This is a genomic window from Shewanella zhangzhouensis, assembly GCF_019457615.1.
GTDB classification, from domain to species: domain Bacteria; phylum Pseudomonadota; class Gammaproteobacteria; order Enterobacterales; family Shewanellaceae; genus Shewanella; species Shewanella zhangzhouensis.
Map to the genome: position 1 here is coordinate 1173683 of NZ_CP080414.1, position 12485 is coordinate 1186167.

The 12485-nt window shown below is 52.8% G+C and carries 7 protein-coding genes; 6 read left to right on the forward strand and 1 reads right to left on the reverse strand.

The features are described 5' to 3' along the window. The first annotated feature begins 241 nt into the window (after positions 1–241). Together K0H63_RS05095 and K0H63_RS05100 are read left to right on the forward strand one after the other, a co-directional pair. The gene (locus K0H63_RS05095) at positions 242–2887 is read left to right on the forward strand and encodes a TonB-dependent receptor (protein WP_220067008.1); all 2646 of its coding nucleotides are present in this window, start codon (positions 242–244) and stop codon (positions 2885–2887) included. A 63-nt stretch (positions 2888–2950) separates the two neighbouring features. Then, positions 2951–4474: a tryptophan halogenase family protein gene (locus K0H63_RS05100; RefSeq protein ID WP_220067009.1), complete on the forward strand. Its 1524-nt coding sequence runs from the start codon at positions 2951–2953 to the stop codon at positions 4472–4474. Between the two features lie 80 nt (positions 4475–4554). Here K0H63_RS05100 and K0H63_RS05105 read toward each other — a convergent pair whose 3' ends face one another. Next, a complete protein-coding gene (locus K0H63_RS05105) occupies positions 4555–5247 on the reverse strand; it encodes a SapC family protein (protein ID WP_203326277.1) in 693 nt (230 codons plus the stop codon). Between the two features lie 1045 nt (positions 5248–6292). Between K0H63_RS05105 and K0H63_RS05110 the strand changes: the two genes are divergently transcribed. The 4 genes from K0H63_RS05110 to nagK all read left to right on the forward strand — a co-directional run bounded on the left by K0H63_RS05110 (position 6293) and on the right by nagK (position 12450). Then, on the forward strand, positions 6293–7156 hold the full coding sequence (locus K0H63_RS05110; RefSeq protein ID WP_220067010.1) for a substrate-binding periplasmic protein: 864 nt from the start codon (positions 6293–6295) through the stop codon (positions 7154–7156). After that, positions 7153–8640, forward strand: a complete 1488-nt coding sequence (locus tag K0H63_RS05115; RefSeq protein ID WP_220067011.1) for a methyl-accepting chemotaxis protein — start codon at positions 7153–7155, stop codon at positions 8638–8640. Before K0H63_RS05110 ends, K0H63_RS05115 begins: the two co-directional genes overlap by 4 nt. Before the next feature lie 30 nt (positions 8641–8670). After that, positions 8671–11325 carry a beta-N-acetylhexosaminidase gene (locus K0H63_RS05120; protein WP_220067012.1) on the forward strand — a complete coding sequence of 885 codons (2655 nt, stop codon included), beginning with the start codon at positions 8671–8673 and terminating at the stop codon, positions 11323–11325. 219 nt (positions 11326–11544) lie between these two features. Further along, the gene (nagK, locus tag K0H63_RS05125; protein WP_220067013.1) at positions 11545–12450 is read left to right on the forward strand and encodes an N-acetylglucosamine kinase; all 906 of its coding nucleotides are present in this window, start codon (positions 11545–11547) and stop codon (positions 12448–12450) included. Positions 12451–12485 lie beyond the last annotated feature (35 nt).

The window sequence follows — 12485 nt, forward strand, 5'->3', positions numbered from 1 at the left end:
GGCAGGATACGCCTGTACGCCAAAAGCATTTAATGCAACATACTGTTAACAAAAGATCTTTTGTTTTACGAATTCGCTGCAGCCTTGATAGCGACACACTTTTTTTCAACTCCCAGTTATTTTGTTGTGGTAACGCTGTTAATTATTGTGTAATGTTTGCGCTAGACATGACAGCGTTGTCATTCCTTCGGGAATGGTTATGGATGCAAAAACATAAAAAATAATATGGAAGGGAAACGAGATGCGACCATCTACCTTTAAAAAGAGTGTCCTCGCTACCAATATCGCAATCCTCCTCGGTGGTGCGGTATCAGTAGGTGCAGTGGCTGCCGAAGCTCCGGTTGATACTGCAAATATTGAAAAAATTGAAGTGCGCGGTATCCGCGCGTCCAACAAAGCCAACATCAATGAAAAGCGTTTTTCCAACGCCGTAGTTGATGCCGTTACTGCCGAAGATATTGGTAAACTCCCTGATTCTGACGTGGGTCAAGCACTTGGCCGTGTACCAGGTGTGACCGTAGGTCGTGCTTTTGGCCAGGGTAGTTCAGTGTCTATCCGTGGTACTGATCCTCTGATGACGCTCACCACCCTGAATGGCCAAAACGTGGCCTCGACCGGTTGGTACGATCAGATGAACATCGACCGTTCATTCAACTACTCTATGCTGCCGGCAGAACTGATCGGCGGTATGGAAGTGTACAAAACCACCCAAGCCAACCTCGTTGAAGGTGGTATCGGTGGTACTGTTATTGTTAAAACCCGTAAGCCACTGGATATGGAAGCCAACTCGATTTTTGGCTCAGTAAAGGGTGAGTACGGTTCAATCAATGAAGAGTGGGCTCCTGAGGTCTCGGGCCTTTACAGCTGGAAAAACGAAGCCGAAACCTTCGGTATTCTGGTTTCCGGTGCATACGTAGACCGTGAATATCTGCGTGTTGGTACCGAAGCGGATCTCGACTGGGGTGGCCGTTCTTCCATCCAGCCTTCAAGCTTCCTGCAAAGCCAGGAGCGCACCGCCCTTGATGCTACTTTGCAATATCGTCCTACTGACAATCTGGAGTTCGGTGCCCACATCCTGTCGCTGAAACTGGGCGCGGACAGCATCGGCGCCAACATGTACATCAACACCGATACCAACTGGGGTGCCGGTGATTCACACTGCCAGCAGTTTAACGATGCTGGTGTATGTACTTACAGCGATACCCCGGAAAGCGACCCATCAGACGTGTTCTTCCAGAACTGGGCGCGCAAGGGTGAAATGACTTCAGACACCTTCGAACTGAACATGGAATACGATGGCGACGGTTATGCCATTGCTGCCGTAGCCGGTAAGACCAAGGCGGAAGGTGGTACTCAGATGAGTGCAAACTTCGGTTATGGCTGGTGGGGCGATAAGTTTAAAGATATCAAATGGGCCGGTGTGGTTGATGCCACCGGTAAGCAAATTGATATCAATGGCCGTGACATGAGCTTCGGCATCGACAATCTGGACACCACAGTGGGCACTTCCCAGTGGACCGGTATCCAGGGCCCGAACACCGACGAAGAGTCTTATGTTCAGGTCGACCTGGACTTCGACCTGGACTTGGGCGCTATCAACAAGTTTGAAACTGGTATCCGTTATACCGAGCACACCTTCGAGAAGAAAGAGTATCGTGCCGTGTATGGCAGCTTGCCAAACGTGTTCAACAGCACCGATCTTTACAGCGGCACCATGAAGTTGGGCTATGACGAATGGACCATTCCAAAAGCCAATCTGGATGCCATGATAGATGCAACCGTGTCTCTGGTTGATGAGTTTGTCTACAGCCGCCCAGCCTACGGCAAAATCGATGAAGAAAACCTGTCTCTGTACGGTATGTTCTCTTTCGAGGGTGAAGGTTTCCGCGGTAACTTCGGTCTGCGTTATATCCAATCCGACGTGACTTCAAGCGGCCACGTCATCGATAACTCTCCGGCTGATAACCTGGGCATCAACGCCGGTTGGAGCGAAGAAGTTCACAGCGTCAGCGACAGCTATCACGATGTACTGCCAAGTGTAAACGTGGCATTCGACCTTGCTGATGACCTTATCCTGCGTTTGGCTGCCGGTCAGGCTATCACCCGTCCAAACTACGACAACCTGTTCCTGTCCACTTCATCTGGCTATCCTGATGACCGTCGTGGCAACGAACAAATCACCTACGGTAACCCAGGTCTGGAGCCAATGAAGTCGTCTCAGGCTGATGTCAGCATCGAGTACTACTATGGCGATGGCAACCTGTTTGCTGCTACCTACTTCATCAAGGATATCAGCAACTTTATCGTGGCAACTGCCCCGGAAACCAAGGCGATTGGTGTAATCAACAATGACCTCGAAGTACCTGCGGACAGCTGGATTGTTGACAGCTACATGAACGCCGGTGGTGGCTCCATTGACGGTATCGAACTGCAGTTGAACCACGCCTGGGATAACGGCTTTGGTATCAACGCCAACTATACCTTCACCGATGGCACTGCCCCAGCAGAAGTGTACACCGACAACATCGGCGTATTCACTGAAGCATCCAAGCACACCACCAACCTCGTTGGTTACTGGGAAAATGATACCTTCTCAGCCCGTGCAGCCTACAACTGGCGCAGTGAGTACATGGTGCGTGAATACGGCAAATACTACGGTAACCGCATGCACGATGACTTCGGTACTCTGGACGTGACTCTGGGATGGAACGTGACCGAGAACATCGCACTGCGTCTTGAGCTCATCAACCTGACTGCAGAAGATGACGTTCAGTACGGTGCTGCCGGTGTGGGTACTGCCGTTAAGCCTGCCCTGCAGGATGGCTACCCAACCTGGTCATTTAAAGGTGAAACCACTTATAAGCTGGGCGCAAGCTTCAACTTCTAAGATAAATGTGTAATAAAAAACCCAGTCTCGGCTGGGTTTTTTTATTGAAGGACAGGTCTGCAAATGAAAATAACAAAAATTGCTATCCTGGGTGGCGGAACTGCTGGCTGGCTGGCCGCCAATCATTTGGGGTCGGAGCTGTGCGCCGATAAGGAAGTTGAGATCACCCTTATTGAATCGCCGGAGATCCCAACCATTGGTGTGGGGGAGGGCACAGTGCCCTACATCATGAAAGGGCTCAAACGCTTTGGCATATCAGAAGCCGAGCTGCTGGCAAACTGTGACACCACCTTCAAACAGGGGATTAAGTTCGTCAATTGGCTCGACCCCGAACGTCACGGCGATAACCACTATTACCATCCTTTCGACTCTCCCTATCCCGGCGGCATGGACATCAGCAATTACTGGCTGACCCAAAAGGATAAGCGTCCCTTTGATGATGTGGGCATACAGGCCCGGATTTGTGAAAAAAACCTGGCTCCCAAACGTATCAGTGCTCCCGAATATCAGGGCGAACTGGCTTACGCTTATCATTTCAATGCGCTGAAGTTTGCCACCTTGCTCGCGAAGAATGCCAGGGAGCGCTTTGGGGTCAAGTATCTGAGTGCCACAGTCACGGGTGCAACACTGGATGATGAAGGCGCCATTGCCAGTCTGAATACCAAAGAAGTTGGCAACCTGGCATTCGATTTTTATGTCGATTGCAGCGGTTTCCACTCAGTGCTTCTGGACAAAGTATTAAAGGTTCCCTTTGTTGATAAAAGCAAAGAATTGCTGACCGACTCAGTGATAGTACAACAGGTGCCATTGAAGAGCGGTGAGGCGCTGTCCCCCTATACCAAGGCGACGGCCCATAAGGCGGGTTGGATTTGGGATATCCCTCTTACCACCCGACGGGGTACCGGTTTTGTGTATTGCAGCCAGTACATGAGCGATGAAGAGGCCGTTACCACCTTCGCCCAATACCTTGGCATGGACGAGAGCGAAATATCGCCCAGAAAGATCCCGATGAAGATTGGCTATCGGGAGAAGTTTTGGGCCAAAAACTGCGCCACCCTGGGGCTTGCTCAGGGCTTTGTCGAACCCCTGGAAGCCACCTCGATATTGGTGACGGACTTTTCTGCAGAACTGCTGGCCAAAAACTTCCCCAGGGAAACCTCTGATATTGAGGCGCTTAGCCCTTACTATAATGATGTCATTACTTACGTTTGGGAAAGAGTCATCGATTTTATCAAGCTGCATTACTGTCTCTCAGACAGGGATGATACCGGCTTTTGGGCGGCCAATCGCGATCCCAACACTTGGTCCGAAACCCTCAAGTCACGACTGGCGAAGTTTGCCGTAAGACCCCCTCAACAATCGGACTTTTTCACCCGTTTTGATTTATTCGATGATAAAAACTTCCTGTATGTGCTCTATGGGATGGGCTTTTCAAGCCGTATCAAGGCGCTTGACCCGAGGGAAATAGAGCAGAGCAGGCAGCTATTGGAGAGTAACGATACCCTGGCTGCAAGGGCGGAGGAGATTTTGATGGAGCACGGGAAGTGGCTCGCTGGCTTGAAGGCGGCCATGGCAAGGGCATCATAGCCTTTATGATGCGTTCTTCAGACTATGTACGTTAAATAAAAAAGCCGGGGAAACCCGGCTTTTCTTTATCCCTTTTGAGCTTATTCACCCATAACCAGGTCGATTTGATTCAGTGATGCCAGGTGAGCATAAATGGCTGACAGAGCGCCCTTGTTGAACAGTTCAAGCTTGGCTTCATCGCTCAGCTCGTGCAGCTTCTTCTCATCCACCATATAGATGCCGTCGTAGTTGGCTTTCTCGCCGTCCTTGCCATTCACGGTCAGTGTTTTAGGCTGCAGCAAGTCATGGTCAGTCAGGGTCTTTACAAACTGCTTGGTCAACTCGCGGAAGTCGAACAGCTGGCCGATAAATTTCACGCGGTCTTGCAGGAATTCAGTTTGTTCACCGTTTTCATTAAACAGCGCCACGCCTTCTTCTTCGCTCAGCAGGGTGCTGTTTTGATTGATACCAATCAGCAATTTTTCCTGAGTTTCATCAGGGCCAGCGATGAAAGGCGCAACGCGCAGCTGCATAGGCACATAGCGCTGGGTCCATTTACCATCTTTGATAAATTTGTTGCTCTCTGGCTTCAGAGAGGTCACAGCCACTGGCTGATACTCACCGCTGTCGGTGTTTTTGGCAAAAATGATAGGGAAACTGGTGGCTGCGGGCATAAATTCCTGAACAACCAAGGGCAGCATGTGATGCTTTTCAAATTCAGCAAGTTCAAGGGCTTGCTTAACTTTCAGGTTTTTGTGAGCGGTATTATTGAGAGGAACGTACTGCGCAGTCATTTGTTATTATCCTTTATTTATAAATCTAGGGTCCAGGCCATATCTGTACATCACAGAGGGGCCGTTGAAGCTGATGCTACCGGACACCGAAGGCCCGATGTTATCAATGGTTTTGCAATATGTCACCACATGGTTAACCGTGGTGTGTGGTTGCATCATCCGGGATGTGGCGCGCTCAAATATTCAGTATGACAAGTCGCCAGTTAACCCCTTATTACCAGTAGCCTTCCGGCACAGAGAGTAGGGCACAGGAGGTATCATGGCATCTTTCGCACTCGGTTCTGGTTAAAGCGCTACCTGATGACAGTGCTGGGAAGTTAATTCCTTACCCAAACGAGTCACTGTAACGGCTCTTCATGGCACCAGTACCTATCACCGCTATTAAAGACATGGGGGCACCTAATCGGCAGTTCAATGGTTACATCGTTAAAATCCGGCCAATTTGCGGAAAAGGGCTTTTATGTGATTGGCTCGGCGGCGAGACAGTGCCCTTGTATCAGCAGGGAGTCCCGGGCTGGTAGCAATCCAACGGTGCTATTCATATCAATTACTTGCGTACATACTTCATCGACATAACAAAGCATCTTCTGTTCGTTTTTCCCTGCTAAGCCTCACACACGACTTTGGTTTGATATACAGTGCCCGTCTTTTTATCAAAGACTCTGAATTGCACTGAAAAATAGCGGCAGTGTTGCCTACCGTATCGACGCCGAAAAAATGTCAAAAAATTGTAGAAATCCTGAGTCGCATTGTGTAATGTAGTTGATGACAGCGTTGTCATTTGCTTGTGTGACTCTGTTGTCTTGTAAGGTCTGCATGAAAGGGATGAGGTCTCCTGTTTCATGTTTATTGGCAAGCGTATATCTGTCGGGCGGCTATACGCTTGTATTTAATCTTAAATAGTCTCTCCCCAGAAACTATGGTTGGCTGGGTGCTGTACGCAGTGCCCAGCTTTTTTTTGGGTGATTGACTGTAAAGCCCGGGTATTGGCGGTACTAAAACAACGACAACCCCCATGGCGAAAGCCATAAAAGAGGGCTGCACAATGCAAACAAGGTCCTGGTTTTACGCACTGTTTATTTCGGTCTCCCTTGCCGGCGCCTTGCCGTGCCAAGCCGCCGACGCATCTCTTGTCACTACCATTCCCAACAGTTGGCAGTTCACTCTGCTTACCGAGGCGCTGAAGCGTTCGGGCACTGACTATCAGATTTCCCAACTTAGCTCCGAGATGAACCAAAAGCGCAAAGTTGAAGAGGCGCTTGAGGGCAACATTGATATCTTTTGGAGCATGACCTCAGCCGAACTCGAACGTACCGTATTACCCATCAGGGTGCCCTTGTTCAAAGGGCTGCTGGGCAACCGGCTGCTTATCATCCGTGATGCGGATCAGGGCCGTTTTGCCAACGTTAAAAACAAACAGGATTTCAGTGCTTTTCGGGCAGGTCAAAACCGTTACTGGCCCGACGCTACCATTATCGAATCCAACGGTTTGCCGCTGATTACCAGTTACAAATACAAAAACCTTTACCCCATGCTCGAAGGCGGTCGCTTCGATTATCTGGCGCTGGGCGCTCAGGAAATCTGGGATGAGCTGGCCAAACATCCTGATCCGGCGCTGAAAGTCGACAGCCGGGTCTTATTGCAATACCGCAGTCCTGCGTACTTCTTTGTTTCCCCCAAACGTCAGGCGCTGGCCGAGGATTTGAACCTTGGCCTTGAGGCCATGATTGCCGATGGCAGTTTCGATCGCATGTTCAATAAAGAGCTCAAAATCGACGAGCTCTATCGAATCGCCAAATTCAATGAACGGGTCATCATCCGCTTGAATACGCCGGATTTGAGCCCGCAGACGCCGGTAAACCGGCCTGAGTTATGGCTCGATCTGTTCAGTATGGAGGGGGTGAAATGAATAATAATCTGGCTCTCAAGGTGCAGATAGGCCTGGCGGTGGCGCTGTCAGGCTTGATGGTGCTGCTGTTTGGCGCGACTTTTTTGTTTGAAAAGCAAAAGCTTGAACAGGCCTTTGCCGAATATGAAAAAGACACCCTCGCCAGCCTGGAAGTGACCATGGCTCAGCCGGTGTTTACCTATGATTTCGAACAGATAGAAGCGATTTTGTCGGTCACGCTGGAGCAGGAGCAAATTGCAGCGCTCAAGGTGTTCGACCATCGCGGTAAGCCCATGGCCAGTGTTGGCAGTAATACCGCCGAAGATGACGGGCTTGAGCAAAAGAGCATCAGCTTCAGCGACAACGGCAAACCCACCGGCAAGATGGACGTGACCTTTACCCGGGCGCCCATCGAGGCGCGGCTCAGCGCACTGCTCCTTGGGCTGCTGGCCCAGGGGGCACTGATTTTGCTGCTGTCTATGGTGGTCATCGTCATTATTCTCAAAAAGTTAGTGATTACTCCGTTGGCCCACGTGGTATCGGCGATGGAGGATGTTGCCAGCGGTGATGGCGACCTGACCCGGCGGCTGCCGGTGGAAAGTCAGGATGAGATTGGCCGTCTGGCATCGGCTTTTAATGCCTTTATTGAACAAATTCATGCCACTGTAACCAAGGTGCAGGAAACCGCTGCCCAGCTAATCGAAGGGGCGGGAACCCTGGGAAGCCTGAGCGGCGCCAACAATCTGAGGGTGCAGGAGCAGCGTCAGGAGACCGAAGCCGCGGTGACTGCGGTAAGCCAGCTGTCGGCCAGTGCCGCCGAGGTGGCTGGCAATGCCCTGCGCACCTCCGAAGCCGCGGCCGAAGCCGATGCTCAGGTGGATGAGAGCCAGCGCCGCTTTGACCAGAGTCTGGGACTGACCCGGCAGCTGGTGGACGAGCTCAGTCGCTGCGCGGTATCGGTGCAGCAGCTGCAGCAGGAAACGCAAAAGATTGATGAAGTGGTGGTGGTCATTAACAGCATTGCCGAGCAGACCAATCTGCTGGCGCTGAATGCCGCCATTGAAGCCGCCCGGGCGGGAGAGCAGGGCAGGGGCTTTGCAGTGGTAGCCGATGAAGTGCGCACCCTGGCAAGCCGTACCCAGCAAGCCACCGGCGAAATTCAAAAGATGATCCAGCAGGTGCAAACCCGGGTGAATGATACGGTTACCGTGATGGGCGCCAGTCAGCAGCTGTCGGATAAGTCGTTGTCGCAGGCCGAGGAAATCAAATCCATGCTTGCCAGCGTGACCCGCCTGGTTTCCAATATCAACGCGATGAATACCGAAGTGGCCCATGCTGCATCAGAGCAAACCAGCGTCACTGAAAATATTTCCAGAAGTTTGAACGATCTCGCCGGCATCTCAGGTTCGGCCTCAGCAGACAGCGCCTCGTTGGCGCAGTCCGGTGAGCGCCTGTTCCAACAGGGGGAAAGATTGCGGGCACTTGTAAACTCATTCAGGTTGTAGCCCTGAAAAACAGGAAAAATGAGGACAACAATGAAATTTTCCTTAGCCGCATCTGCGATTCTTCTCGCCCTCGGTGTCAGTGGGTGCTCACAAGCCCCGGTCGAGCCCGCTGCCGTTGCCGCCGAGCCTTCGGTGCTTAGTCAGGCCAGTTTGCAGGCCTTCGCCGATGGGCTGGACGTGAAATATCGGGTGATCACCAACAGACCCGATGAACAGTGCAAAAAAGACGCAGGTGAAGGCCGCTGCTTTCAGGCCGAAATTGTGCTGACGTCGCCCATCGACTTCGACGGCCGCGATTTTGAAATCTATTACAGCCAGATGCGCCCGGTGCAGTCGGTGCAAAGCACAGACTTTGTGATTGAGCATGTAAAAGGCGATTTGCACCGCATCAAACCAACCGAACATTTCGGCGGATTCAAGGCCAACCAGAGTCAGACCCTGGCGTTTCGCGGTGAGCTGTGGCAGCTGTCTGAAACCGATGCCATGCCCAATTATTACATTACCGCGCCAGGACTTAAGCCTGTGGTAATTGCCAGCACCAGGCTCGCCATCGAAGCCGAAACCGGCCTTGAGCTGCGCCCCTACGTTGAAGCCTTTACCGATGCCGACAAGCAGTATCGTCGTACCGACAATGACAAACTGCCGTGGGCAACGGCGCCAGTGCTGTTCGGGGCCAATCAGTCGCTTGCAGCTGACCCTGCCGCAGCGGCACAGCGCATAGTGCCTGCGCCTTTGTCGCAAACCTTGGAAGCGGACCTTGGTACGCTGGACTTGTCCGGTGGTATTGCCGTTGAACTGCCACAGGGACTGGATAAAGCCGCCATCGATGCTGCGCTGGCACGTCTTGCCCGCCTCGGTATTGAGGAGGCTGCGAACGGTGCCAAGCTCAAGCTGGTAAGTGATGACTCACTTGGTGCAGAAGCTTATAAGCTCCTTATTCGCCCAGAGGGCGCCGAGATTAAAGCCGCCACCGATGCCGGCTTTGCCTATGGCCTGTCGTCTCTGGCAGCGCTTGTGCAGCCAGGTAAGCCGGTTATCAGCGCTCAAACCATCACAGATGCGCCAAGATACGGCTTTCGCGGCATGCACGTGGATGTGTCCCGTAACTTCCACTCCAAAGAGTTTATGCTGAGCCTGCTTGACCAGATGGCGGCCTATAAGCTCAACAAGTTGCACCTGCACATGGGCGATGATGAGGGCTGGCGCCTTGAGATTGATGGTCTGCCGGAGCTGACTGAGATTGGCAGCAAACGTTGTCATGACCTTGCTGAGGACGCCTGTCTGCTGCCGCAGCTTGGCAGTGGTCCGGACGCCGATGTGAAGGTCAATGGTTTCTACAGCAAGGCTGACTATATTGAGATCCTGAAATACGCCTCCGCCAGACAAATTCAGGTGATACCGTCGATGGATATGCCAGGCCACAGCCGCGCTGCGGTCAAAGCCATGGAAGCCAGGTATCGTCGTCTCGCCGAGGTGGGCGATATCAAGGGCGCTGAAGAATATCGCCTTATCGACCCGGAAGATAAGACGGTTTACAGCTCTATTCAGTACTACGACGACAACACCCTCAACGTGTGTATTGAGTCGACGTACCACTTTGTTGAAAAGGTGATTGATGAAATTGCCAAGCTCCACAAAGAAGCTGGTCAGCCGCTGACCCGTTATCACATCGGCGCCGATGAAACTGCCGGTGCCTGGCTCGAGTCGCCCAAGTGTGAGGCCTTTATTGCCAATAACGACAAGGGCGTGACCGACAAGAGTGAGCTGGGTGCTTACTTTATCGAGCGGGTGGCCAACATGCTGAACGACAAGGGCATTGAGCCCGCTGGTTGGAGTGATGGCATGAGTCACACCCGCCCGGAAAAAATGCCTGCCATGAACCAGAGCAACATCTGGGATGTGGTCGCTCACAAGGGTCATCAGCGTGCCCACAAGCAGGCTAACCTCGGTTGGGAAGTCGTACTGTCTAACCCTGAGGTGCTGTATTTCGATTTCCCGTACGAGGCCGACCCGAAGGAGCATGGCTACTACTGGGCGAGCCGCGCCACCAACAGCCAGAAGGTTTTCGGTTTTATGCCGGGTAACCTGCCGGCCAATGCCGAGCAGTGGCTGGATATCGAGAACAACCCCTTCGAAGCCGACGACACAAAACAGCTGGATGAGGCTGGCAAGGTTATCAGCGAGCCTATGCAGCCTGGTAAGGCCTTTTATGGCGTGCAGGGCCAATTGTGGAGCGAGACCATTCGCAGTGACGAGCAGGCCCAGTACATGATTTTCCCGCGCCTGCTGATGCTGGCGGAGCGTGCCTGGCACAAGCCGGGTTGGGAAGTGCCCTACAACCACGAAGGCGCGCTCTATAACCAGAGCAGTGGCAGCTTCAGCGCCGAAGCCCGCGCGCTGCAGGCCGCCGATTGGCAGCAGATGGCCAACACCCTTGGTCATAAAGAGCTGGCCAAGCTGGATTTGGCCGGTGTGCATTACCGTGTACCCACAGTTGGCGCCCGGATTGAAGATGGCAAGCTGTCGGCCAATATCGCCTTCCCGGGCCTTGGCATCGAATACCGCGAGGCCGGTGGCGAGTGGGCCACCTATTTTGGGCCGGTTGCCGTGACCAGGCTGCCGATTGAAGTGCGAGGCATTGCAGCAGACGGTAAGCGTAAGGGCAGAACCTTGAACGTGAAATAACCGAGACATAACAAAAGAGGCCTGATTTCAAAGTGAAAAATCAGGCCTCTTTTTCTCCGCTCAGACCAGTGTTTCCGGGCATGAACGTTGATTTTTGTTCAAGTTTAAAATTTAAATGACAACGCTGTCATTTTTGCTGTAACATGAGGTTAACTTAGAAAATGCATAGGTCGTGGGCAAGGGTTCCAGGCCAAATCCAAATGTGCAAAGAGGAAAGTCATGGCATTTGACCAGACCCTGGAAGGGCAGTTGTATCTGGGTATAGATGGCGGTGGCAGTAAGTGCCGAGCAACCCTGTACAACCACAAACTCGACGTGCTGGGCACAGGTGTTGCCGGGCGAGCCAACCCTTTGTTTGGTCTGGAGCAGACCTTTGAGTCGATTTTGGCTTCTACCGAGTTGGCGCTCAAAGATGCGGGCTTCAGCCTCAGTGATGCAGGTTCGCTGGTGGCCGGTCTCGGCCTTGCGGGTGTCAATGTGCCGCGCCTGCTTGCCGATGTGCAGGCTTGGCAGCATCCCTTCAAGTCCATGTATGTGACCTCTGATCTACATACCGCGTGCATAGGTGCCCATCAGGGCGGAGACGGCGCCGTGATCATTACGGGAACCGGCTCTTGTGGTTATGTCCATGTGGGTGATGACAGTCTGAGCCTGGGTGGCCATGGTTTTGCCCTTGGCGACAAAGGCAGTGGCGCCTGGCTTGGGCTCAGAGCCGCTGAACATGTGCTATTGCAGCTCGATGGTTTTGCTGAGCCAACCGCGTTGACCGAACGCCTCTTTGCCAATCTCGGTGTATCAGATGCCCTGGGCATTGTTGAGAACCTGGCCGGGCGCTCGTCCAGCTGCTACGCCACCCTCGCCCGAGAGGTGCTGGCTGCCGCCGATGAGGGGGATAAGGTTGCCGAGGCCATACTGCGTGAGGGCGCGGCCTACATCAGTGAGATGGCACGCAAGCTCTTTACCCTGACTCCTGCACGCTTTTCCATGATTGGCGGGCTGGCCGAGCCGCTGCAAAAATGGCTCGATGCAGACGTGGTTGCGCGTCTGGAGCCTTCCCTGGCGGCACCAGAAATGGGCGCAGTGCTATTCGCCATTCAGCAACATAACAAACAAACGGCTGCCTGAGGCGGCCGACGTTATTCATAATTGCGAGACTTAAG